This window comes from Paraclostridium bifermentans, from assembly GCF_019916025.1.
In the GTDB taxonomy this organism is placed as follows: domain Bacteria; phylum Bacillota; class Clostridia; order Peptostreptococcales; family Peptostreptococcaceae; genus Paraclostridium; species Paraclostridium bifermentans.
This window is the reverse complement of sequence record NZ_CP079737.1, coordinates 853,633-877,150: the sequence shown is the minus strand read 5'-3', so window position 1 is coordinate 877,150 and position 23,518 is coordinate 853,633. Positions and strand designations below refer to the sequence as shown.

The window sequence follows — 23,518 nt, the reverse complement described above, 5'->3', positions numbered from 1 at the left end:
ATAAAAAAAAGATGGGTTATCCCATCTTTTTTAATCATTTATAACTATTGCTATTAATTCTAATTCTTCATCACCAGTATTTTCTAGATAATGTGACTCTCCATCTGCTGTGTAAACAACATCTCCAGATCCAATTGGCTGCATAAATCCATCATCTAACACTCTACCTTCACCTTTAATTATATAATATACTTCAAAATCATCTGTATGATCATGAACTCCTATAGATGAACCTGGTGCTAAAACTAATCTTGAAATTAACTTAGCCTTATTTTTTAATTCTTTTCCTTCAATCAAATGATACATAGTAGTAGTTCCTCTACCATCCCTTAGGTTTTTAACTTTTTTTTCAGTTAGTTCCTGTGGTCTTTTTATCATTTAAAATCGCCCCCCCGTATATGCTTACTATAATTTTATCACATTTATAAATCATAGTCATATAGGAAGATACATTTTTAATAAATTTTATTTTTTAACATCTACTTTATATTCTTTTGTTAACTTATCAATTAAAGAGTTTTGTTTCTCTACTACTAGTTGCTCTTTAAGATTTTCTTTAACATCGTCAAAAGACATTTCTTTTTCTCCAGTTTTCTTTATTATGTGGTATCCATATTGAGTTTCAACAATCTTCGGATATATTTCCCCATTATTTAAAGTAAATGCAGCTTTTTCAAATTCAGCTACCATATCACCTTTTCCAAAGTAACCTAAGTCACCTCCACTTTGAGCACTTCCATCTTCAGAGTACTTCTTAGCTAATTGAGCAAAATCGCCTCCCTCTAAAGCTTGTTTTAATATATCTTCAGCTAACTTTTTATTTTCTTTTAACTTAGCATCATCTAGTTTTTTTCCATTTTCATCAGTATTATTTATTAATATATGAGATGCACTTATCTGGTTAAAATCTTTTTTGTTTTTGTTGTAGTAATCTTCAACCTGTTTATCTGTTACCTGGCTTTTTTCTTCTATATATTTAGCAGCTACGGCTTCTTTTTCTATAGACTTTCTCATTTCATCTTTAGTTATTCCGAATTGTTTTAAATAAGCTTCTTCATCCAAACCAAATGTTTTAGATATAGTAGCCATATAGTTACTGTACTGAGCATCAATTGTTTTTTTGTCTAACTTAAATTTATTTTTAACTGCATCTTTATACAGTGTTTCTGTCGTCACTATGTGGTCTATCATATTTTGTTCATAATAATCTATTTCTTCATCAGTCATTTTAGTCTTTCCATTCATATAAAATAAAGGTTCCATTACATTTTTCAATTCTTTTTCCTTTATCTTTGTGTCTCCAATAGTTGCTATAACTTTATTTTCGCTATAATGCCTACTAGTTGCCGGTAAATCTCTTCCTTTTTCTTTTCCAAGATAAAATCCTGCTATCCCTATGCCAACTGCTAAAACGCCTGTAATTATCCATACTTTTTTACTTATATGTTTTTTTTCTTTATCCATATTTTTTTATGTACCTCCTAAAATTTATCTTCAACTATATTTTATAGTATAAATGTGAATTCCATATGAATGACCATACTTTTCCAATTCATATTGTATTATAGACAAGTTTTCTCAATATTAAATATAATTTTTTTTAAAATTATATTTACATTTTTTATTTTTTAAACTATAATAATATTCAGAATATTTATTGTAATTAAATGATTAATATAAATCCCCGTTTATATTTTAATTATTAAAATGCCCTTAAAAAAAGTATGAATTAAATTCATACTTTTTTTATGTCTATTTTTAAATTTAATTAATCTATATATCTGGATAGTATATAATTCTTCCTATACAATTCGTACTTATCACATTTTACCATTTTCATGGAATTTGAAATTTTCATCTTTTTATCATAAGTTTTTACATATTTAAAACCTAAGCTTTCTAAAGATTTTCTAGTTCTAGGATTTTCTTCATATGTAGTCGCGGTTATCTTTTCTAAATTTAAAACCTTAAATCCATACATTAAAGAATACTTAGTCAAATCTGTTGCTATATCATTTCCCCAGTAAATAGGGTTTATACATATACCAATTTCAGCCTCTTTATCTTTATTAGACACATTGTTAAGACCTATATTTCCAATCAATTTATTATTCTTTTTATCTATTATAGCCCAGTGATTTACATTTCCTTTTTTATAACTATTTATAAAGTAATTCCTTATAAATCTTTTTGTCTCAACTATTGATTTATGAGTTTTTATAGGTAAATATTTAACTACTTTATCCTGGCTGTAATACTCAAACATACTTATTGCATCTTCTACACATATAGGTCTTAATATATATTTATCAGTTTCTATTATTTTCATTTGAGGATATATAGAATCTTTCATTAATACTTCCCTCCTTAAAATAATTAATACTCTTTTATATGCATATATGTTTTTAGATGTTAATCTATTCATAAAATTTCACATTCTCTAAACGCAAAAAAGCATAAGATAAATTATATTTACCTTATGCTTAAGTGTTTTTATTTTCTATGAAGTTTTGAGTATACTCCACCTTTTTCAATTAATTCTTTGTGAGTTCCTCTTTCTTCTATTCCATTTTGAGTTAAGACTATTATTTCATCTGCACTTTGTATAGTTGATAACCTATGAGCTACAACTAAATTCGTTCTATCTTTTCCTAATTCCTCTAAAGATTTTTGTATTTCTTGTTCTGTTACATTATCAAGAGCTGATGTAGCTTCATCTAATATCATTATAGGTGGATTTTTAAGGAATATTCTAGCTATAGATATTCTTTGCTTTTGACCACCTGAAAGCTTAATTCCTCTTTCCCCTACGTAAGTATCATATCCGTTTGGAAGTGTCATTATAAAATCATGTATTCTAGCTTTTTTACATGCATCTATAACTTCTTTGTCAGTTGCACCTGACTTTCCGATTATTATATTTTCTTTTATTGTACCTGTAAATAAAAATACATCTTGAGCTACTACACCTATATTTGTTCTTAATGAATTTAAGCTAACATCTTTTACACTAATTCCATCAATTTTTATATCTCCTTCTTCAAAATCAAAGAATCTAGGTATAAGATTACATAAAGTAGTTTTCCCTCCACCAGATGGGCCAACTAATGCTACAGTCTTACCAGCTTCTACAGATAAGCTTAAGTTCTTAAATACTTCATTGTCATCTTCATAAGTAAATGAAACATTTTCTATTTCTATATTTCCTTTAACATCTTTAAGTTCTATAGGATTTTTAGCTTCTTTTTCAGTTTCTTCATTTATAATTTCTGAAAATCTTTCAAATCCTGTCATACCATTTTGGTATTGCTCTGTAAAGTTTATTAATTTTCTAATTGGTTGTATAAATAAATTTACATAAAGAAGATATGCTGCAAAATCCCCTAAGTTTATATAGTTCATATAAGTAAAGTATCCAGCCACTATTAAAACAACTAAGTTTAATATATCTATAAATAAGAACATTCCTGAGAAGTACTCTGCCATAACTTTGTATGCGCCTTCTCTAGCATGTCTAAATATATCATTAGACTCATTAAACTTTTCTAACTCTTCTTTTTCTGTACAGAATGATTTAGTAACTCTCATACCTGCTATACTATTTTCTAATGTCGCATTTACATCTCCTGTTTTAACTCTCGTGTCCATAAATGCTTTTGACATTCTTTTTCTTTGAGTTACAGCATACAAAATTATAAATGGCAATATCGCAAAAATAATTAATGTAAGAGGTACATTTATTCCTAATAATATTAAGAATGAACCTATTAACATAACTAATGACACAAACAAATCTTCCGGTCCATGATGTGCTAATTCTGAAACTTCCATAAGGTCATTTATAATTCTAGACATTATAACCCCAGATTTATTATCATTGAAATATGAATTAGGAAGCTTTTGTAAATGAGTAAATACATAACTTCTCATATCAGCTTGCATTCTAACACCTACAACGTGTCCCCAGTACTGCATAAAATAATTTAATCCTGCTTTTACTATAAATATTAATAGTAATGTAACTGCAAATACAATTAACATCCTTGAATCCTTATTTGGTACAACTTCATTCATTATATTTCTAGTTATCATCGGATAAACTAGGTCACATAAAGCTACAGCAAATGCAGCTATCAAATCAAGTATGAATAATTTTTTATATGGCTTGTAATATTTTATAAATTCTTTTAACATACCATCCCTCCTTGTCTATACTATTATATACCCAATTTGAGTATATGTAATTATAAAAAGTAATATTAATAGAAATTTAAAAGTTGTATGAAAACTGCATAGTTTACATACAACTTTTTTATATTATTTATTATCTATCGCTTTATCTACTTCATCTAACATAGTATTTGTAGATATAAATCCACCATCACTTAAGTACCAAGAATGAGTATCTAAGTATACTATGTTTCCATTTTTAGCAGCATCAGTTTTATTTACTAAATCATTATTTAATATCTCTTTAGCTGGCTTTTGATTTTTATCACTTGCTATAACTGATTTATCTATAACAAACATGTAGTCAGCATCTTGACTTGATACATACTCAAATGATATATCTTGACCGTGGTCTGCAGATTTTAAATTACTGTCCGTATTTTTAAATCCAAGATTATTATATATCATTCCAAATCTTGAATCAGATCCAAAAGCACTTAAATTTCCATCACTTACCATTAATGTTGTTGCTTTGTATCCGTTTTTAGTAACTTCTTTATTTATATCTTCTATTTTTTCATTTATTTTCTTTAATTCTGAATCTACTTGGTCCTCTTTATTAAATATGTCTCCTAATACTTTCATGTTATGTGTAAAAGATTCCATATATTTTCCATCTTCTTTAGCTAAAGATATCGTTGGAGCTATTTCACTTAGCTTATCATAGAAGCTATGTTGTCTTCCATTTATTATTATTAAGTCTGGCTTAAGTTCATTTATTTTTTCTAAATCTGGTTCTTTAAGACCTCCTACATTTGCATATTCACTAGATTCATATTGACTTAAGTAAGGTGGCATAGATGAACTTTGAGCCGTTCCTACTACACCTTCTACTCCTAAAGTTTTTATAGCATCTAATGCTGCATAGTCAAATACTACTACCTTTTTAGGGTTTTCTTTTACCTCTGTTGTTCCAAGTGCATGTTCAATTTTTATAACATGATTGTTTTGTTCGCTAGTTTTATCATTTTTCTTAGATCCAAACAATAATGTTCCTCCTATTAAACCAACTATAACAATTCCTGATATTAACGCCACTTTTTTGTTCATTTTTCTTTTCTCCTTTTTTATAATGATTATCTTTATCAGTTAATATTTAAATTTTTTTAGAAATAAACACAAATCTTATCTCCGTTTATTTCTCTAATATCAAATTCCATATCATATATACCTTCTAAAACTTCTTTATTGATTATATCTTGTGTTTTCCCGTGATTAGCAATTTTACCATCTTTCAATGCTACTATATAGTCAGAATAACAGGATGTGTAATTTATGTCATGCATAACTAATACAACAGTTTTTCCTAATTCATCACATAAGTTTCTAAGAACTTTCATCATTTCAACAGAATGTTTCATATCTAAGTTATTAAGTGGTTCATCTAGAAATACATATTCAGTGTTTTGCGCTATTACCATCGCTATGTAGGCCCTTTGTCTTTGACCTCCACTTAATTCATCTAAATATTTGTTTTGAATATCTTTTAATTTCATAAAATCTATAGCTTCATCTATATATTTATCATCTTCTTTTGTTAATCTGCCTTCGCTGTGAGGATATCTTCCAAAGCTAACTAGCTCTCTAATTGTAAGTTTTAAATTTATATTATTTGATTGTTTTAATATAGCTATTTTTTTAGACAACTCTTTGTTATCCCACTCTTCTAATCTCTTGCCATCTATTAGAACTTCTCCGTTATCCTTTTTCATTAGCCTAGTTATCATCGATAAAACTGTACTCTTTCCAGCTCCATTTGGCCCTATAAATGAAGTTATCTTGCCTTTTTCTATATTTATAGATACTTTATCAACAACATTTTTATTTGAATATTTTTTTATTAAGTTCTCTACTTGTATCATTGATTTTTACTCTCCTTTAATAACAAGTATATAAAGTATAATCCACCTATAAAGTTTATAATTACACTTATAGTAGTTGTAAATGTGAATACTCTTTCCACTAAAAACTGACCTACTACTAAAGTTAATATACTTATTAAAATTGATGCACTTATCAAGTATGTGTGCTTGTATGTTTTAAATAACTGCTTTGCTACATTTACAACCAAAAGTCCTAAAAATGTTATAGGTCCAACTAAAGCAGTTGATATTGAAACTAACATAGCCACAACTATTATTAATTTTTTTACAGCTTTATCATAATTTACACCTAAATTTATTGCATGATCTTTTCCCAAAGATATTACATCTAACATTTTAAGTTCATCATATATAAATGGTATAATAGCTATAATCATTATCACTGACATCATCAAGATTTCTGTATTTACATTACTAAAACTAGCATATAAACTATTTTGAAGTGCAGCATATTCATTTGGATCTATAACTACTTGCATAAATGTAGACATACTTTTAAATAAGGTTCCAAATATCATACCAACAAGTAGTAAGAAAAAAACATTATTGTTAGATCTTTCAAACAGTTTTTTGTAAAGAACAAAAGATGCTAAAATCATTAGTGATGATGATAGTAAAAAGTTAGAACTTTTGTTAGTTATAAACGAGCTTTCCACTCCTAATAAAAATACTATTACCGTTTGAATTAAAACATATAATGAGTCTAATCCTAGTACACTTGGCGTTAGTATATTATTATTTGTTATAGTTTGAAATATGATTGATGAAAAAGCTATACACCCCCCAGTTATAACAATTGCTATAAGTTTAGGTATCCTTTGGCTCATAGCATAATCTATGTGATCAAAATTAACTCCTACAGTTAAAAATAATGCTGAAAAAATTACGATTAGAGCCCCTAATATGTATAGTTTACTTTTTAAGTTTATCTTTATATTTATCTCTTTTTCTAAAGTGCTAAGCTGTTGCATGATTTCCCCTCCTTAAAATCATAAAAAGGAATATTATACTTCCAATAGCTCCAACCGTAAGCCCTATCGGAATTTCATATGGATATATGACAGTCCTTGAAAATATATCACATATTAAAACAAATATCGCTCCAAATAACCCAGTATGCCATATACTATCCTTTAAGTTATCACCTTTGTACATAGATACTATATTTGGTACTATCAATCCTATAAAAGGTATACTTCCTGCTGTTATAACCACACAAACTGTTACAATTGCAACTATCATAAGCCCTAAGTTAACAACTTTATTGTAATTAAGACCTAAATTAGTAGCAAAGTCTTCACCCATTCCTGCTATTGTAAATTTATTTGCATATATGTAAGCCATTATTATGCATGGTATTGTTATGTATAGCATCTCATAATTTCCTTTTATTATCATAGAAAAGTTACCTTGCATCCAAGCAGTTATATCTTGCATAAGATTGTATTTATACGCTATGAAAGTAGTTGCAGAACCTATAATGTTTCCAAACATTATACCTATCAATGGAACAAATACAGCATTTTTAAACTTTAAACTTTTTAAAATTTTCATAAAAATAAAAGTTCCTGCAAGTGCAAAAGCAAATGATGCTATCATTTTTCCAGCTAAGCCTGTGCTTGGTATAATCAACATTGCAAATACCAATCCCAATTGAGCTGAATCAATTGTTGCACCCGTTGTAGGTGAAACAAATTTATTTCGACTTACCTGTTGCATTATTAATCCGCATATACTCATCCCTAATCCTGCCAACAGTATACTCACAAGTCTAGGAACTCTGCTTATAAAAAATATATCTACTTTTTCTTTATTGTAACTTACAATATCCATTAAAGTTATATCGTTAACTCCTATAAACAAAGAGGTTATTGACAATAATATTAATACAATTAATAAGTATCTTTTTTTCATTAGCTTACTCTCTCTTTCTGAAACTAGTTAATTATTGATAATAGTTTTCATTACTTGTTTTATATTTTACTGATAATAGTTATCACTGTCAATATTATTTTTAAAATTTATGCATAATTTTTAATTTTTTCAAAATTCATTTAGCAGTTTCACATAAAAAAGAAGCCATAACTAAGTTACAGCTTCTTTTTTTATAAACTCATCATAAAATTTATTAAGTTCTCTCATTGATTTTTCAATTATAGTTTTACTAGTGGCTATATTTATACGTATATATCCATTTTCACTATCAACAAACCTTGTTCCACTTTCTAGTAATACTCCACTTTCTCTAGCAAGCTTTTCAACAAACTCTAAACTATCATTAACTTTATTCAGTCTAACCCAAACTAAATATCCAGACTCTGGAGTCATTACTTCTATTCCTTCATTGTCTAATAAAAGCTCTACAATTTTTAAATTTTCTTTTATATTTTCTCTCAATGAATCTACCCAATTATGTCCATTTTCATAACAAGCTACTAAAAATTCATATCCCACTCTGTTTATTTCTAATTTATTTTTAAGAAATGTATTTTTTATTTTATCATGAAGTATTTTATTTTTTATTAATAAATATGAACCACACACTCCAGCTAAATTAAAAGTCTTGTTTGGAGATGAACTAATTATTATATTTTCATAGTCGTTCTCAAAGTTTATTAGAGAAATAAATTTTTTATCATTTAATACCAAGTCACTATGAACTTCATCTGATAATAAAAAAACATTATATTTTTTGCATATATATACTAATTTATTTAATTCATCATAATCCCATACTCGTCCAGATGGATTATGTGGATTACACATCAATACACACTTTATGTCGTTCTTAATTATATTGGATTCAAGCTCATCAAAATCAATATAGTATCTGTTTTTTATATTTTTTAACGATTGTTTAATAAGATTTAGTTCATTATTTTCCACTATATCTCGAAACGGTCCATACACTGGAGTAAAAATCAAAACACTATCATTTTTATTTAGTAAAGTTTTAGCTACTAAATTCATAGATGCCAAAGTCCCTATTCCAGGTAATATTATATTTTTATCAATCTCTATATCATTTATTTTTTTATACCAATTAACTATAGATTCATTAAATTTTTCTAAAACATCAAAATATCCAAAATCACATTTTTGTATAAATTCCATAAAATTATTAGTTATTTCAATTGGCAATTTATAGTCCATATCAGCTATAAATAGTGGATAAAATGGAGTTTTAAATCCTGGAAACCTTCTATTTATATAATCCTCATTCCACTTTTTAGATCCATTTTCTTTTCTACATAATATATCTTCAAAATCATACATGGCTATACCTTCTTCTTGTATTTTTCTATAAACCTTTTTATAAGCATATCCATAGCTATATGAAAGTTAAGTCTTGTATCAATGTCCGTGTCAGAATCTTGAGTGCACCCTGTGTAAATTTTATATTTACACATTCTTTCAAAAGTAGAACCTCTTGTTTCCGTTATCAATACAACATCTATTTCTTTCAAATTAGCTTCTACCAAAACTTCAAGTAACTCAGGTGTTTCTCCACTTCTTGAAAGTATTATAACTAAATCTTCTTCTTTTTTTAATATACGGCTTGATAGCCTCATAAATCTTGAGTCATCGTGCTGCTCAGCTGGAATACCTAAAAGTTGTAACTTTATTTGAAAGATCTTTCCTAGATAATTACTCATTCCCATACCGTAAATATTAATTTTTTTGCAGCTATTCATTTTGTCAATTATCTCATCACTTATAGATTCTGATACTAAACTATATGTATCTATCATAAGGTTTACAAAATCATTATTCAAAACAGTATTTTCATTTGAACTTTTTTCATTTCTTTTAAAATAATCATCTTTAAATTGGATAAAACTATCATATCCTAATTTTTCTGATAGTCTATGGACACTTGTATTACTAACTGAAAACTCATTTGCAATGTTCGCTATAGTAAACTTTTTATAAGTAAATTTGCTTTTATTTTCTAATAAATCATGTAATAAGTCTTTTTCTAATTTACTTAAATTTCTAGCATTTAGCGAAATCTTTTTATTTAAATTCATGTTATAACGCCCATTCATCATCTTCAGAATCTGATTCTGAATTATTTTCTTCAACTTCTAGTTCTTCTTTTCTATATTGATTATCTAATGCTTTTACAAATGGTAAGTATATTAAAGTAGATGCAACTATAGCTATCAATTGAATCAATGCTCCTTGCCATCCACTGACTAATAACCCACTTATTATAGGTGGTGTCGTCCAAGGTGCTATAACTCCATTAAACGGTAGCATGAATTGTAATTTCATAGCTAAGTAAGCTATCAATACTGATACTATAGGTGCTAAAGTAACCGGTACTAACATTAATGGATTTAATATAATCGGAGTACCAAATATAAGTGGCTCATTTATATTAAATAAAGATGGAACTGCCCCTAATTTTGACATCATCTTTAATCTTTGAGATCTTGCAACTATAAGCATAGCAACTACTAGTCCTATAGTCATACCTGCTCCGCCTATTGTAGCAAATTGATCTATCATTTGTATTGTTCCTACATTTGCATTTTCAAATGTAAGATGTCCAGCTTTAAATAGTTCTAAATTCTCTATAGCATTAGCATTTAATAAAGGATTAACTATTGAGTTAACTACAGTAGGATGTATTCCAAACCACCATAATAATCCATTTAATCCTGCGACTACAGTTATAGCCTCTACTGATGAAGTTAACCCTTGTAATGGAACTTGTAATACAGTGTATATAAAGTCATGCATTGTAGTTCCCATAAATAAGAATATTCCATTTAATATTAGTGAAATTAAAACTACTATAGTCCCTGGTACTAAAGCTGTAAATGACTTACTTACCATTTCTGGGACATTACTTGGAAGCTTAATCACTATTTTTTTATCAATTGCAAATCTATAAATTTCTGTAGATAATATACTCATTATAATTGCAGTTATAACTCCTCTAGCACCTAACCAAACCATAGGAATAACTTTATTCACAAATTCTCCGGCATCTGTTGTCATAGATTTAGGAGTTACTATCATATAAGCTACTAAAGATATTATCATTACAGATAAACTATCTAACTTATAATCTTCAGCCAGTTTATATGATAACGTTCCAGCTAACATTACTCCCATCAAATCAAATGTAGCTCTATAACCTGGCTCTAAATAAGCTCCCCAGTTTGCTCCAAATATATTAGCCATAAATTCTGCATATCCACTTACAGGAAAATCTGCTATTAATAAAAATATAGATCCTATTATTGTAAGAGGCATTATAGCAAAGAATCCTGAACGTAATGCTTTTATATAACGTAAATTTGAAAATTTAGCTACTTTTGGCACCATTTTTTCTTCTATAAATTGTGTTACTTTTTCCATGTTATATCCTCCTGTCGAATTTTGTTAACGTTTTCTTCAAACTTATTTTACTGGAATTTTTTCTAATTGTACATTTCTTTTTTCGGAATATTTTCCATAAATTTCAGATATAATTTTATACATAAAAAAGGTACTAAATTTCTTTAGTACCTCTTATATATGCATAGTATTTCTAAATTCTTTTATATTGCTTCTACTAACTGGAATTTCTTTTTTTATATCATTTAACTTCAGTATATATGTACTATTAAACCACGGTATAATTTCTTTTATTTTATTTATATTAACAATATAAGATCTATGCGTTTTAAAAAATTGATTACTCGGTAAACTTTTGAAAAACTCAGAAATAGAGCTTTTAACTATATATTCATTTTCTTTTGTATAAACTATTGTTTCTCTTTCGTTTGCTTCGCAGTAATATATATCATCAAATTTTAAAACTATAATTTTATCATTTTTCCACATCGTTATTGTATCTTGCATATCGCTTTTTTCTTCTAAATTTTGTTCTCTTTTTAAAACCTTTTCATTTTCTTCACAGTCTTTTAGTTTATTTAATGTATTTATTATTCTCTGATCCGAATAAGGCTTTAAGACATAATCAAATGCTTCTAATTCAAATGCCTCCACTGCATGCTCTTTATAAGCTGTTATAAATACAATTTTAGGCTTGTACTTAAATTTATTTATAGTTTTAGCTAGTAATATACCATCTAACATAGGTATGTTTATATCTAAAAATATAACATCTATGCTATTTTCTTGTATAAACTTTAAAACATCTATTCCATTATCAAATTCACTTACAATTTCAATATTACTATGATTTTTAATAAAATATTTTAGTTCTTCTCTTGCTGGAAATTCATCTTCTACGATAATACACTTCATTAGTAAATCCTCCTATATTGAAAATTCTATTTTTGTACCTGGATTTAGTCTTTTTATACTTAAGCCTTTACCATACATAAGTTTCATTCTTAAATGCACATTATAAAGTCCAATTTTATTTTCTGGCATATTTCCATTTTTAACTTTTTTTATTATATCTTTATCTATAGTTACTCCATCATTTTCTACACTTATATATATTTTATTAGTTTTATTTTTAACACTAATTTTAACAGTTCCATGCCCTCCATTAGCTCTTATTCCATGTATAATTGCATTTTCAACTAATGGTTGAATTATTAAACTCGGTATTTTTATATTAACATCTTCATCTATATCATAAATTACATTTAACTTGTCTCCAAATCTTGCTTTTTCGATTTCAACATATGCTTTCACTTGTTCTAATTCTTTTTTTATATCTATAGTCGTGTCACTAAACTCTAAATTATATCTTAGAAAAATAGCTAAATTTATAATTAAATTTCTAGCTATATCTGGATTTATTCGTATAAATGAAGTTATTGTGTTTAATGCATTAAATAAAAAATGTGGGTTTATTTGAGTTTGTAATGCCTTTATTTCAGCTTTATTTGCGGCCTCTTTCATTTGCTCAACCTTAGATATTTCCATCAATGTAGATATCATTTGAGATAATCCAATAGCTAATGCTTGTCTAGATTCTGTTATTTCACGTTGCTTTGAGTAGTATATTTTTAATGTTCCTACAGTTTCATCATTTTCTTTCAAGGGAATTATCATAGCTGTTTTTAAAGGAGTTTTTTTATCAACTAAATATTCTTCTTGTTCTTCTTTTATATATATAATTTCACCTTTAATAATACATTCTTTAGTTATATTGCTTAAAGTCTTATTATTATTTTTAAAATAATCTTCTCCTATTCCAACATAAGACAATACAACCTTCCTATCTGTAATCGACACAGCATCAGCATCTATATCATTTTTTATTATTTCACAAACTTTATTTAATGAGTTTTTATTCATATTCCTAAAATATGGAAGTGTTTTGTTTGCTATATCAAGTGATAACTTTGCTTGTTGCGCTGCAATTTCTTCTTTTTCTCTTCTTAAACTCTGTAAAATAGATATTAAAAAACCTATTCCAACTTGACCTATCATCATAGGTATATATATGTGTCTTACAATAGATACAGCTATATCATAAGGTCTTGATAATATTAAAATAATTTCCATGCTCATGCTTTCAACAAACATTCCACATATTATTCCAACCACCCATTTTTTATCACTATCTACTCTATTGCATAAATATCCTGATAAAACACCTGCCAGCACACTAGTTAAAAAGCAAGGTATTGCTGTTATTCCATTTATATCAATTAAAAACCTATGAACTCCTGCAATAATGCCTGCTGTAGCCCCTACTATAGGTCCAAACAACATTCCGCCTGAAACTATCGCAATATTTCGTACATTTGCCATAGAGCCATCCACATCTATTCCAAGGTACGTTCCTACAATAGCAAGAAAACTAAATACACCTGAAATTATAATTAAATTTCTTTTATTATTTTGCTCACTTTTTAATATATTCTTTAAGATTTTAATTTTACTCATTAAAATTAAAATCACTATTAGAAAACTAGTTTTTTCTAGTAAATTAAGTACGATTCCTTCTCCTGCCATAAAAACCTCTCTCAATAAAATTTCATACATATTAATTATATAATAGGAATTAAAAAGAGTATATATTCACATTTATTAACTTGTATTTTAAACACATTTTTAATTACAATTTCGTAACCGTAAGTAACAACGGTGTAACTGTTATCTATATTTTTTCTATGGTAATATTTAAATATAGAAAGACATAAGCAATTATACTTAAATAAATATTATATAAAGAAAAGGGGTTTTACATATGAAAAAATCAATCTTAGTTTTATCAATATTAGTTGGAGGACTATTTTTAGTAAATCCTACTCATGAAATAACTTTTGCTCAAGAAAATAATAATCAAGCAACTGTTCAAAAACAACATACATTAACTCAAGCTGATGCACAACAGCTTTTAATAAATAATAATGACAAAGTAAATTACATATTCCAAGGAACTTCAGATAATTTTAAAGCTTTACAAGACAAAGGTTTAAAAGGATACGTATTCTTACCAGACGTTGAAACTGATATGGGATATTTCGTTGATCAAGATACTAGTCATATTTACTATTTCCACCCAAGTGGATACTTAGAGTTAATAAAATAGACACTCAAAAACAGGCTCATTCTATTAAATAGAATGAGCCTGTTTTTTACATTACATCTTTAATTACTCTAAGTGCATTTTTATAGAAAATCTTTTCTATTTCATCAACTTTAAAACCTTCTTTTTCCAACTGTATTGCAAGCTTATTCATCTCACTTGAGTTTTTAATTTCAACAGGAGACTCTATTCCATCAAAGTCTGAACCAAGTGCTATTACATCTATTCCTCCTACATTTCTGATATGTTTTATATGTCTTACCATATCACTTATCATAGTCATAGGAGTTTCTCCTATAAATGCACTACAGAAGTTTATTCCAGTTACTCCTCCTGCATTTGCTAATATCTTAATCATTTCATCAGTTAAGTTTCTACTATGTTTAGTCATTTCTCTTGAATTTGAGTGAGTTGCAATAAATGGTTTTTTAGATATTTTTGCTACATCATAAAAACCTGCATCAGATAAGTGTGATACATCTACAATCATGCCTAAATCATTCATATTTTCAACAACTTCAATCCCAAAAGGCTTTAGTCCTTTAGTTATATTCTCCGGCTTTACATGTGGATATCCAATTTCATTTTCATGATTCCATGTTAATGTAATCATTCTAACTCCAAGATCATAGAATTTTCTCAAATTTTCTAAATTGCCTTCTAAAACAGCACCTTCCTCTATTGCTAAAAGTGCACTCATTTTACCTTCTTTTTCATTTTTTATTATATCTGTATAGTTAGTAGCTAAGCCTATAAATTCATTATTTAATTTTATCTCTTCATGGAATTTATTTGCCATATTCATACAATGCTTATATGCATTTTTATGCTCATCAATATCAACATATAATGCAAATGTCTGCGCTAAACAGTTTCCTTCTTTAAGCTTTTTTATATCTATGCAGTGTTCATTTTGACTTAAATTACTTCCACCTTTTCCTAACATTAATAAATCTATCGTATCACAATGTAAATCTATAAATTTCACTTAAAATACCCCCAAATTTTATTTTATTCATATACTAATATTATAGGTTTAGTTCCTTTAAATATCTATAATAAATATAAATGTCAATGATTGATGTTTTTAATCTTATTTTCTTTTAATATTATAGTTGCTATATATAGGAGCTTTAGCTATATTTAAAGTATAAGATAAATAATTTTTTAACAAATTATAATATAAAAATAGGAGGATTTATATGTTATTTGAATGTTTCTATTATCCAATACTAGGCAATAGTGGTAATATAATAAAATCTTATGATAAGTTAGATGAATTTAAATCTGGTGATGTAGTTCCAACCAAGACTATTTACTATAATTATGGTGATGATTTTATAATATACCAAGGAGAAAGTTTTTTTAAAGTTAAAGATAAAATTTTAGTTGGTCCCATTGATTTTAAAGACATTTCATTTCCTAACACCATAGTTTTTAATAATGGAACGCAGCTTACTGTATCATCAGATAAAGAATTAAAGTCAATTAAATTAATTTCGCAAGGAGAATTTAAACCTGAAAAAGAACTGGGAGATTTATTCTTCTTATATAATTATTTTGTAAAAGAAATAAAATTAGCTCAGTATGACGTATTATCTATTCTCACTAATAGCTCTAAAAACTGTTCATTTGTTAACACTGAACTCGATATAAATACAGAAAATCTAATAAACAATTTAGATATAATAAAATCTAAAATACATGATTTATTAAGCTCTAATCATGATATCAAAAACTCTTATCTAAACTATATTAATTTCAAAGAAAATGAAAATCTATTTAATCTTTCTATATACAAATTTTTCAAAAGAGAATCTAAAGAATATAAAAATTATTTAAAGCAAGCTTCAAATCCTCGTCATAATAATAAAGATCCAAAAATTAAATTAGAAAAAATGTTAGAATCATGTAAAAATAACTATAGACTAACGTCTTAAGTCTTAAAATAAAAAAGCTATGCTAGAACTTATATTCAAATAGCTAAGTTCTAGCATAGCTTAATTTTTTAAATATTTTTAGCTTTTTGTATAAGTTTATTGTAAATACTTATCATATGCTCCTCATTTACATTCTCCTCAATTTCATCTATTGGTATCCATCTCACTCCACTATTTTCATCTTCCTTAATAAAAAGCTCTTCATTTTCATCAGCTTCTAAAATATAAGCTACGGATAAATGCAAATGTGCTGATACAAAATTTCCTCTCTTTATATGAGAATTAACTGTTAAAATTTCTATCGAACAAATTTCATCAGTTATCGGTTTAACACTTTTAATTCCAGTTTCTTCTTTAGCTTCTTTTATAGCTACATTTAATAAATCACTATCTCCATCTGCATGACCACCTGTCCATCCCCATGAGTTGTATATATTGTGATGTATCATAAGTACTTTATCTCTATTTTTATTAACAATAAATCCTGAGCTTGTTATATGACAAATTTTATTATCTCTAGTTAATATATTATCGTACTTTTCTATACACTCTAATATTAATTCTCTATCATTTTTTTCCTGCTCATTTATAGGTTTATAGTTTTTTATTTGCTCTATATATTCCATCGTATCCTCCCAAGTTTTTATTATATATACCATTATAATATAAATGAAAAAAATTCGCTCCACTCATTTCGCCAACGACTTCGTCCGTTTCTCAAAGGCTTTTTTACGCTCAAAACATATAATTTTGATATACATAAGTTTAATGGGTTATTTGAAGATTTTTAGCAATCATAATTTATTTAAGCGTAAAAAAGCTGTCTCAAATGAAACAGCCTTTTACTTCTAATAATTTATCATTATAATTCCAAATGAAGCAGCTAGTACTAATACATCAGCTATTGCAAGCAATGTGTATAATTTACTTTGTTTTTTCTTCACATTTCTTATACTTCCAGATATATTCATAATTAGGTACCCCCTCTAATCTATTAATAGTATATATTATGATAATTAACAATTTATGACATTCTAATTCAATATTTATTTTAAATTTAGTAATATTATCTCTGGAACAACTGCTAAGTCCTCAGCATTAAAATAATAGCTTATATTAGCGTCAAATAATATATTTCCAGATGGCTCTAACTCCTCATCGCCTTCCCATAAAACAAACACAACATAAGTATCATTTATAAATCTTACCTTATATGAAATATCCCCTATTTCTAATTTTTCAGCCCCTATGTTTTCCATATGTAATTTAAATTTTTCTATTTCCTTACCATAACTATCAATTAATTTCTTAATAGTTCTCGATTTAAAATTTGGATAATAAACATATCCACCTTCAATTTCTTTGTAAGTTAAGTATTTTTTAGTTTCTTTTATTCCCTTTGCATTAGTTAAAAACCTTAATATCAATATATTTGTAGCTGTGTCAGTTATAATTTCATTAGATTCTGTTAAGATTTTTCCAGATGGATATTGTACTTTTAAAAATGTGTTTAGGAATTTAATTTCGAAGTAATTTTCATCATGATTGTATGTAGAATTTGACATTTGTAATATTTGATCAATATTGGATTGTTGAAAGCTTTTTATTGTATGTTTTAAAACAAACTCATAATTACCTTCATTTAATTTATTACTCATTACATCACCTATTTATTTTATTTTTTCTTACTTTAATATTATATTTCTACAAGTTAACATATATTTCCTTTTTATTGTTAAATAAACTTTATTTTCTAACTATTATATATATTAATAATTTTAAAACAAAAAAGCTACAGATTAATCTGTAGCTTTTTTTCTCTATATTTTACTTATTTATTTACGTTTTACTTTTTTATTTATCATTTTAAATATTAATTTAACTTCATCTACTCTTAATACAATTATTGAAACTGCATATACTATAGCACCTAAGCCTACAGATATAGCTAATTTAATTGCATCTTGTATAAATCCAGCACTTAAAAATGCATCTATAACATTATACGTAAATTTAGTTACAAGCGCCATTAAAAGTGCAGCTATTATCGACTTTATAAGAACTGAGATAATTTTCTTACCACCGAACGCACCTATTTTTCTTCTTAAACTTACAGATAATAAAGCTATAGTTACTAAAGAAGAAATACTTGTAGCAAATGCAAGCCCACCTAATCCCATATTAGTATATTTTACAAAAGCTAAGTTTAATACAATATTTAATACCATTGCAATAATACCATTTATCATTGGTGTTTTAGTATCTTGTAATGAATAGAATATTTTTCCTAAAATATCTCTTAGTCCAAATCCTAACATACCAATTGAATAGAATATAAGTGCTATAGCTGTCATTTGCGTAGCTCTAGCATCAAACTCTCCTCTTTGGAATAATAATTTAACTATAGGCTCAGCAAGTATTATAGCGCCTACAGAAATAGGTATTATTATTAATGTAACTACGTTTATAGCTGTTACTATTGATTCTTTAAATTTCTTCTTATTATTCTCTGTAGATAATTTAGAAAGCATTGGGTATATAACCGAAGATATAGAAACTATAAACATACCCATTACAAACTGATTTAATTTTGTTGCATAATTAAGCGCAGAAATACTTCCTTCTACCAATGTAGAAGCTATTGTTCTATCTACTATACTATTAACTTGAGTTACCGCTACACCTATTAAAACAGGTCCTATTAGCCATAACATTCTCTTTAAGTATTCATCTTTTAAATTTATATATGGTCTGTACTTAAATCCCTTTTTACGAGCAAATGGATATTGGAATATAAATTGTAAAGATAATCCAATTAAAGTACCCCAAGGTAGTAAGTTTGGATTAATTGTTACACTTAAAAATATAGAAATTATAATAAGCATATTATACGGTACAGACATAAGCCCTGGTATTACAAAATTTTCTTTAACTTGTAAAAATGCCATCATTATGTAACTCATTCCTAAAAATGCCATTCCAAGAATTAGTACTCTTGTAAAATATATAGCTTGAGTTAATGTTTCTCCTTTAAATCCAACCGCAAACAACTTAACAATTGGTTCTGTAAAAACAACTCCTACTAAAGAAGTTATTAAACATAACAAAACAACTATATTAAGTACGTTATTCGAAAATCTAAGGGAAGCTTTTTTTCCTTGTTTAGCCTCTAGGTCACAATATAGAGGTATAAATGCAGTTCCTAAAGATGTTCCTATTGCCGAGAATATAACTGCTGGTATATTCATAGCTACTAAGAATGCATCACTAGTACCTGATGCTCCATACGCTGATGCTAGTGCTAGCTCACGCCCAAATCCTAGTATCTTGGCTATTAATGTTGCAGCCATTAAACCGACAGCTGCTTTTGCTACTTTTGACATAAAACTTCGTCTCCTCTGAATCTTAAGTTTAATTTAATTATTTCCTTAACTAGTCTATTTTATATATTATATATTTATTTTTATATTTTGCAAATTTGTTTTTTTATATAAATGTGTTAAAATTTTTATATGGCATTATAATATGCCAAATTTTGACTTTATTCAAGGAGGTTCCCATGAATTTTAAAACTACATATCATTGTCTAGTTTTAAGACTAGAAAACTGCACTGATGATTTACTTTTCAACATTGCTACAAAAATAAGCAAACATAATTGTGTTGTAAAAACTATTGATGTTGATGAGTATAACAGTGAAAAAACTATATCTTTTACAAATCAAGATAATAAAGATTTAGTTCTTTATAAAACTGACGATGTTATAAAATTGTACTTTGATAATACTATGAAAAATATAAGTCCTGTATTTGAAATTTATAATGATATAGTTGAATATATGGATTATATCGATGTTTTATAAATAAACCAAGGAGGAAATAAAATTTCCTCCTTAATTTTATTTATTATTAAATTTTATTATTTTCTACCTTCTAAGAACTTAACTAAGTTATTTACTGTTGCCATGTCACTTCTTTCTAAATCTGTTGGTTGAAGTGTTATTCCTAGTCTTTCTTCAATTTCAAGTAAAACTTCTATTATCGCTAATGAATCTAAAAGTTCTGCTTCAAATAAATTTAAATTTAAATCCTCTCTTATTTCGTCACAACCTAAAACATCTTCAAAAATTCCTATAACTGTCTCTTGCATTTTATATCCTCCTTAAATTAAGCAAAGTAACCTGAGAAAATTAACAATCCAAAGCATGCTATATGGAATGTTATAACAATTTGTACAATCTCAAACCACTTATCTTTTTTATGTTTTTTGTAAAACTTTGATTTCTTTTGATACATATCTGTAAGTACAAGCACTACCCCTTGGTATATCCCGTACACAATGTAAAACCATGTTAAACCATGCCAAAATCCCATAGTTATCATTGTAATCATTTGTGCAACATGAGATGCTGTAGCTCTTTTCTTAAATCTTTTCTTTCTCATAGATGCAATTACAAATCTAGAGAAAATATAATCCCCAAACCATCTTGAAAGACTTATATGCCATCTTGTCCAGAATTCTTTCATATCCTTACTTAAGAATGGCTTATCGAAGTTATCTGGTGCTTTTATACCAAATATATAACTTGTTCCCACAGCAAATAAACTATATCCTCCAAAGTCAAAGAATAAATATAAGCTATATGCATACATATAACTCATAGCATTTGCAAAGTTTATTTCTGAAGGTATTTTTGACATCCAATATGTGTTTACTAAAAATGCTATTACAAATTTATATCCAACACCCATGAATATCTTTTTAATACCTGGTATTAAATAATCATCTATATATTCCTCTTTAGGTATCTTCTTTTCTAAGTCTTTTTCAAATCTTCTTGATCTATCGATCGGCCCAGAACTTAATGTTGGGAAAAACAATACAAAATAAAGCATTGTTGAAATTTTAACTTCTTTAATTGCTCCATCATAAATTTCAATTACCATTTGTATAGTTCTAAAGTTTAGGTATGATATACCTATAAACCCTATTGCTCCAAATGATGTAAGCGGCGAAATTTTATTTATTATAATAGGAGACATAGAAGCTAGCAAAAATAGTCTATAAACCAATTTGCTATCTGTTTTTTTTCTTACATATTCATATCCTTTTACTACTATTATTTCTAACACCATAAATGCTATTAAAAATGAAAGTCTAACATTTACACCAACTATTAAAAGTATCATGAATGCAGTTGCTATCATACCATAATACTTTATATTTTTTTCTCTTAAACCTAAAATCACTGCTGGTATTGCTGTTAATAGTAATATATAAAGATAAAAATAATCTCCATATTGTGAAAAAGTCATTAATTTTCCTCCATAAGTTTCTTTCTATCTATTTTCCCATTAATATTTGTAGGGAACTCATCTATAATTTTTATAGTTCTAGGTATCATATATGAAGGGATATACTTACCTAATTCTTTTTTTATTACCACTCCATTTTTTATATCACTTAATGAATTACTTTCTTTTAATTCTACAATTCCTTTTAAGTAAGCAATTTTTTCATTTTTATAAACTGGTAAAACTATTGCATTTTTAACATTTTCAACTTTTCTTAAATTGCTCTCTATATCTTCGATTTCTATTCTAAATCCATTTAATTTTATTTGGAAATCTCTTCTTCCACAGTAGTAAATATTCCCACCTAATAGATATCCCATATCCCCTGTTCTGTAAGCTCTATACTTAACTCCATCTATTTCACCATAGAAGAATACTTCATCAGTTTTTTCCTTGTTATTAAAATAACCTTTTGAAACAGAAGGTCCAATTATTATAATTTCACCTTTTTCGCCTTCTTTAACTTCATTTCCATTTTCATCTAATATCTTTATTTTACAGTTTTCCATAGGATACCCAACTGGTAAACTTTTTTCATCATTTATAAGTTCTTCTGACATATCATTTACACTGACACCTACTGTTGCTTCTGTTGGTCCATATCCATTTATAACTCTAGTATTTGGGAATCGCTCTAATAACTCTTTAGTTAAAGGTTTTGGAAGAGCTTCACCTATGAATATCATAGACTCTAATTTTGGTAACATTTCACTATTAAAACTATTTTCTGTTACACAAACACCTGCAAATGATGGAGTAGAAACCCAAACAGCCATATCTGACTTACCAAATTGATTAAATAATTCTTTATAATCTGCTAAAACTTTCTTTGATAAAGAAAATAATGTAGCACCATGAACTAATCCTGGATATATAGATGTTACTGAAAGATCAAATGAGTATGCAGCTTGGTTCATTATAACTTTCTCACTTCCATCAATTTTTAAGTATGGACTTATCCAATCAACAAAGCTATCTAAGTTATTAGAACTTATTTGTACCCCTTTTGGCTTTCCTGTACTTCCTGATGTAAATAAAATGTATGCATTTTCATCATCTTTTACCCAGTTTTCTTTAGATATTGACTTACCTTCATAAGTTTTTATTATTTCATTAAGTTTTTCTTCATTTACAATATTTAAATCTCCAAAGTTAGTTTCTTCACTGAAATTGAAAACTACCTTCGGTTTAACTTCTTTTGTTACTTCAAATACTCTATCTATTGGGAAGCTTATGTCTAACGGTACATAAGCTCTTCCTGATTTTAAAGCCCCTATCATACATGCCATTATCTTATTTTCTTTATTTCCATATATAACTATAGGAGTATCCTCATCTCCATAAATGTCTTTTAAGTATAAAGCAATAGCTTCTGAGTACTTATCTAAATCTTTGTATGAAAGATTTTCGTCATTGCATTTTAATGCTATTCTATCTGTATTTGAATACTTTTTTATACCTTCAATAATTTTCATGTCTAATCCTCCTCATTAAAACTCATTGTATATGAATGGCAATTCTTTAAATGGAGTAAATGTTAATATTAATATTGCTGCAATTATTATTATCGTAAAACAAATACTCATCATTAAGTAC

General features: G+C 27.1%; 24 protein-coding genes. 3 read left to right on the top strand and 21 right to left on the bottom strand.

Annotated features, from left to right (window positions below; all coding sequences use genetic code 11):
* Nucleotides 1–30 precede the first annotated feature (30 nt).
* The 13 genes from KXZ80_RS04275 to KXZ80_RS04215 all read right to left on the bottom strand — a co-directional run bounded on the left by KXZ80_RS04275 (nucleotide 31) and on the right by KXZ80_RS04215 (nucleotide 14,051).
* Nucleotides 31–378 (bottom strand): cupin domain-containing protein, encoded by a 348-nt coding sequence (locus tag KXZ80_RS04275; protein ID WP_021428853.1) that lies wholly within the window; start codon nucleotides 376–378, stop codon nucleotides 31–33.
* Between the two features lie 87 nt (nucleotides 379–465).
* Nucleotides 466–1,464: a peptidylprolyl isomerase gene (locus KXZ80_RS04270; RefSeq protein WP_021432232.1), complete on the bottom strand. Its 999-nt coding sequence runs from the start codon at nucleotides 1,462–1,464 to the stop codon at nucleotides 466–468.
* Nucleotides 1,465–1,768: 304 nt separating this feature from the next.
* A complete protein-coding gene (locus KXZ80_RS04265) occupies nucleotides 1,769–2,353 on the bottom strand; it encodes a GNAT family N-acetyltransferase (protein ID WP_021432231.1) in 585 nt (194 codons plus the stop codon).
* A 140-nt stretch (nucleotides 2,354–2,493) separates the two neighbouring features.
* Complete coding sequence (locus tag KXZ80_RS04260; protein ID WP_021428775.1) at nucleotides 2,494–4,194, bottom strand: ABC transporter ATP-binding protein; 1,701 nt, start codon at nucleotides 4,192–4,194, stop codon at nucleotides 2,494–2,496.
* A gap of 123 nt (nucleotides 4,195–4,317) precedes the next feature.
* A complete protein-coding gene (locus KXZ80_RS04255; RefSeq protein ID WP_021432230.1) occupies nucleotides 4,318–5,280 on the bottom strand; it encodes a siderophore ABC transporter substrate-binding protein in 963 nt (320 codons plus the stop codon).
* Nucleotides 5,281–5,336: 56 nt separating this feature from the next.
* Entirely contained in the window at nucleotides 5,337–6,092 is a 756-nt protein-coding gene (locus KXZ80_RS04250) for an iron ABC transporter ATP-binding protein (RefSeq protein ID WP_021432229.1), read from the bottom strand.
* Nucleotides 6,089–7,084 (bottom strand): iron chelate uptake ABC transporter family permease subunit, encoded by a 996-nt coding sequence (locus KXZ80_RS04245; protein ID WP_021432228.1) that lies wholly within the window; start codon nucleotides 7,082–7,084, stop codon nucleotides 6,089–6,091. Before KXZ80_RS04245 ends, KXZ80_RS04250 begins: the two co-directional genes overlap by 4 nt.
* Nucleotides 7,071–8,027 (bottom strand): ABC transporter permease, encoded by a 957-nt coding sequence (locus KXZ80_RS04240; protein WP_021432227.1) that lies wholly within the window; start codon nucleotides 8,025–8,027, stop codon nucleotides 7,071–7,073. Before KXZ80_RS04240 ends, KXZ80_RS04245 begins: the two co-directional genes overlap by 14 nt.
* Nucleotides 8,028–8,198: 171 nt before the next feature.
* A complete protein-coding gene (locus KXZ80_RS04235) occupies nucleotides 8,199–9,389 on the bottom strand; it encodes a MalY/PatB family protein (protein ID WP_021432226.1) in 1,191 nt (396 codons plus the stop codon).
* 2 nt (nucleotides 9,390–9,391) lie between these two features.
* Entirely contained in the window at nucleotides 9,392–10,144 is a 753-nt protein-coding gene (locus KXZ80_RS04230) for a MurR/RpiR family transcriptional regulator (RefSeq protein WP_021432225.1), read from the bottom strand.
* A gap of 1 nt (nucleotide 10,145) precedes the next feature.
* Complete coding sequence (locus KXZ80_RS04225) at nucleotides 10,146–11,486, bottom strand: PTS sugar transporter subunit IIC (RefSeq protein ID WP_021428731.1); 1,341 nt, start codon at nucleotides 11,484–11,486, stop codon at nucleotides 10,146–10,148.
* 153 nt (nucleotides 11,487–11,639) lie between these two features.
* On the bottom strand, nucleotides 11,640–12,380 hold the full coding sequence (locus KXZ80_RS04220; RefSeq protein ID WP_021432224.1) for a LytR/AlgR family response regulator transcription factor: 741 nt from the start codon (nucleotides 12,378–12,380) through the stop codon (nucleotides 11,640–11,642).
* Between the two features lie 12 nt (nucleotides 12,381–12,392).
* On the bottom strand, nucleotides 12,393–14,051 hold the full coding sequence (locus tag KXZ80_RS04215; protein ID WP_021432223.1) for a sensor histidine kinase: 1,659 nt from the start codon (nucleotides 14,049–14,051) through the stop codon (nucleotides 12,393–12,395).
* A gap of 235 nt (nucleotides 14,052–14,286) precedes the next feature.
* Here KXZ80_RS04215 and KXZ80_RS04210 point away from each other — a divergent pair, with 235 nt between their 5' ends.
* Nucleotides 14,287–14,631, top strand: a complete 345-nt coding sequence (locus KXZ80_RS04210; RefSeq protein WP_021432222.1) for a hypothetical protein — start codon at nucleotides 14,287–14,289, stop codon at nucleotides 14,629–14,631.
* A 46-nt stretch (nucleotides 14,632–14,677) separates the two neighbouring features.
* Here the strand turns inward: KXZ80_RS04210 and KXZ80_RS04205 are convergent, their stop codons facing one another.
* Nucleotides 14,678–15,616 (bottom strand): dipeptidase, encoded by a 939-nt coding sequence (locus KXZ80_RS04205; protein ID WP_021432221.1) that lies wholly within the window; start codon nucleotides 15,614–15,616, stop codon nucleotides 14,678–14,680.
* Between the two features lie 214 nt (nucleotides 15,617–15,830).
* Here KXZ80_RS04205 and KXZ80_RS04200 point away from each other — a divergent pair, with 214 nt between their 5' ends.
* The gene (locus KXZ80_RS04200; protein ID WP_021432220.1) at nucleotides 15,831–16,568 is read left to right on the top strand and encodes a hypothetical protein; all 738 of its coding nucleotides are present in this window, start codon (nucleotides 15,831–15,833) and stop codon (nucleotides 16,566–16,568) included.
* Nucleotides 16,569–16,636: 68 nt separating this feature from the next.
* Here KXZ80_RS04200 and KXZ80_RS04195 read toward each other — a convergent pair whose 3' ends face one another.
* The 4 genes from KXZ80_RS04195 to murJ form a co-directional block, all read right to left on the bottom strand.
* Entirely contained in the window at nucleotides 16,637–17,194 is a 558-nt protein-coding gene (locus KXZ80_RS04195; RefSeq protein WP_021432219.1) for an NUDIX hydrolase, read from the bottom strand.
* A 222-nt stretch (nucleotides 17,195–17,416) separates the two neighbouring features.
* The gene (locus tag KXZ80_RS17725) at nucleotides 17,417–17,539 is read right to left on the bottom strand and encodes a hypothetical protein (RefSeq protein WP_021432218.1); all 123 of its coding nucleotides are present in this window, start codon (nucleotides 17,537–17,539) and stop codon (nucleotides 17,417–17,419) included.
* Between the two features lie 75 nt (nucleotides 17,540–17,614).
* On the bottom strand, nucleotides 17,615–18,226 hold the full coding sequence (locus KXZ80_RS04190) for a DUF3786 domain-containing protein (protein WP_021432217.1): 612 nt from the start codon (nucleotides 18,224–18,226) through the stop codon (nucleotides 17,615–17,617).
* A gap of 177 nt (nucleotides 18,227–18,403) precedes the next feature.
* On the bottom strand, nucleotides 18,404–19,951 hold the full coding sequence (gene murJ / locus KXZ80_RS04185; protein ID WP_021432216.1) for a murein biosynthesis integral membrane protein MurJ: 1,548 nt from the start codon (nucleotides 19,949–19,951) through the stop codon (nucleotides 18,404–18,406).
* A gap of 176 nt (nucleotides 19,952–20,127) precedes the next feature.
* Between murJ and KXZ80_RS04180 the strand changes: the two genes are divergently transcribed.
* Entirely contained in the window at nucleotides 20,128–20,430 is a 303-nt protein-coding gene (locus KXZ80_RS04180; RefSeq protein ID WP_021428865.1) for a hypothetical protein, read from the top strand.
* 56 nt (nucleotides 20,431–20,486) lie between these two features.
* Here KXZ80_RS04180 and dltC read toward each other — a convergent pair whose 3' ends face one another.
* Genes dltC through KXZ80_RS04165 form a run of 3 tightly spaced genes read right to left on the bottom strand, consistent with a single transcriptional unit; the run spans nucleotide 20,487 to nucleotide 23,397 of the window.
* Nucleotides 20,487–20,717, bottom strand: a complete 231-nt coding sequence (gene dltC / locus KXZ80_RS04175; RefSeq protein WP_021428708.1) for a D-alanine--poly(phosphoribitol) ligase subunit 2 — start codon at nucleotides 20,715–20,717, stop codon at nucleotides 20,487–20,489.
* A gap of 17 nt (nucleotides 20,718–20,734) precedes the next feature.
* Entirely contained in the window at nucleotides 20,735–21,883 is a 1,149-nt protein-coding gene (gene dltB / locus KXZ80_RS04170) for a D-alanyl-lipoteichoic acid biosynthesis protein DltB (RefSeq protein ID WP_021432215.1), read from the bottom strand.
* Nucleotides 21,883–23,397 carry a D-alanine--poly(phosphoribitol) ligase gene (locus KXZ80_RS04165; protein ID WP_021432214.1) on the bottom strand — a complete coding sequence of 505 codons (1,515 nt, stop codon included), beginning with the start codon at nucleotides 23,395–23,397 and terminating at the stop codon, nucleotides 21,883–21,885. The genes dltB and KXZ80_RS04165 overlap by 1 nt, the downstream gene beginning before the upstream one ends.
* Nucleotides 23,398–23,518 lie beyond the last annotated feature (121 nt).

Excerpts from the sequence above, each read along its gene's own strand:
- KXZ80_RS04225 (WP_021428731.1), bottom strand. The coding sequence starts at position 11,486 with ATGGAAAAAGTAACACAATTTATAGAAGAAAAAATGGTGCCAAAAGTA.
- KXZ80_RS17725 (WP_021432218.1), bottom strand. The coding sequence starts at position 17,539 with ATGAATATATCTGGAAGTATAAGAAATGTGAAGAAAAAACAAAGTAAA.
- dltC (WP_021428708.1), bottom strand. The coding sequence starts at position 20,717 with ATGCAAGAGACAGTTATAGGAATTTTTGAAGATGTTTTAGGTTGTGAC.
- KXZ80_RS04230 (WP_021432225.1), bottom strand. The coding sequence starts at position 10,144 with ATGAATTTAAATAAAAAGATTTCGCTAAATGCTAGAAATTTAAGTAAA.
- KXZ80_RS04190 (WP_021432217.1), bottom strand. The coding sequence starts at position 18,226 with ATGAGTAATAAATTAAATGAAGGTAATTATGAGTTTGTTTTAAAACAT.
- KXZ80_RS04240 (WP_021432227.1), bottom strand. The coding sequence starts at position 8,027 with ATGAAAAAAAGATACTTATTAATTGTATTAATATTATTGTCAATAACC.
- KXZ80_RS04270 (WP_021432232.1), bottom strand. The coding sequence starts at position 1,464 with ATGGATAAAGAAAAAAAACATATAAGTAAAAAAGTATGGATAATTACA.
- KXZ80_RS04200 (WP_021432220.1), top strand. The coding sequence starts at position 15,831 with ATGTTATTTGAATGTTTCTATTATCCAATACTAGGCAATAGTGGTAAT.
- KXZ80_RS04235 (WP_021432226.1), bottom strand. The coding sequence starts at position 9,389 with ATGTATGATTTTGAAGATATATTATGTAGAAAAGAAAATGGATCTAAA.
- KXZ80_RS04195 (WP_021432219.1), bottom strand. The coding sequence starts at position 17,194 with ATGGAATATATAGAGCAAATAAAAAACTATAAACCTATAAATGAGCAG.
- KXZ80_RS04245 (WP_021432228.1), bottom strand. The coding sequence starts at position 7,084 with ATGCAACAGCTTAGCACTTTAGAAAAAGAGATAAATATAAAGATAAAC.
- KXZ80_RS04180 (WP_021428865.1), top strand. The coding sequence starts at position 20,128 with ATGAATTTTAAAACTACATATCATTGTCTAGTTTTAAGACTAGAAAAC.
- murJ (WP_021432216.1), bottom strand. The coding sequence starts at position 19,951 with ATGTCAAAAGTAGCAAAAGCAGCTGTCGGTTTAATGGCTGCAACATTA.
- KXZ80_RS04165 (WP_021432214.1), bottom strand. The coding sequence starts at position 23,397 with ATGAAAATTATTGAAGGTATAAAAAAGTATTCAAATACAGATAGAATA.
- KXZ80_RS04255 (WP_021432230.1), bottom strand. The coding sequence starts at position 5,280 with ATGAACAAAAAAGTGGCGTTAATATCAGGAATTGTTATAGTTGGTTTA.
- dltB (WP_021432215.1), bottom strand. The coding sequence starts at position 21,883 with ATGACTTTTTCACAATATGGAGATTATTTTTATCTTTATATATTACTA.
- KXZ80_RS04275 (WP_021428853.1), bottom strand. The coding sequence starts at position 378 with ATGATAAAAAGACCACAGGAACTAACTGAAAAAAAAGTTAAAAACCTA.
- KXZ80_RS04215 (WP_021432223.1), bottom strand. The coding sequence starts at position 14,051 with ATGGCAGGAGAAGGAATCGTACTTAATTTACTAGAAAAAACTAGTTTT.
- KXZ80_RS04265 (WP_021432231.1), bottom strand. The coding sequence starts at position 2,353 with ATGAAAGATTCTATATATCCTCAAATGAAAATAATAGAAACTGATAAA.
- KXZ80_RS04260 (WP_021428775.1), bottom strand. The coding sequence starts at position 4,194 with ATGTTAAAAGAATTTATAAAATATTACAAGCCATATAAAAAATTATTC.
- KXZ80_RS04220 (WP_021432224.1), bottom strand. The coding sequence starts at position 12,380 with ATGAAGTGTATTATCGTAGAAGATGAATTTCCAGCAAGAGAAGAACTA.
- KXZ80_RS04250 (WP_021432229.1), bottom strand. The coding sequence starts at position 6,092 with ATGATACAAGTAGAGAACTTAATAAAAAAATATTCAAATAAAAATGTT.
- KXZ80_RS04210 (WP_021432222.1), top strand. The coding sequence starts at position 14,287 with ATGAAAAAATCAATCTTAGTTTTATCAATATTAGTTGGAGGACTATTT.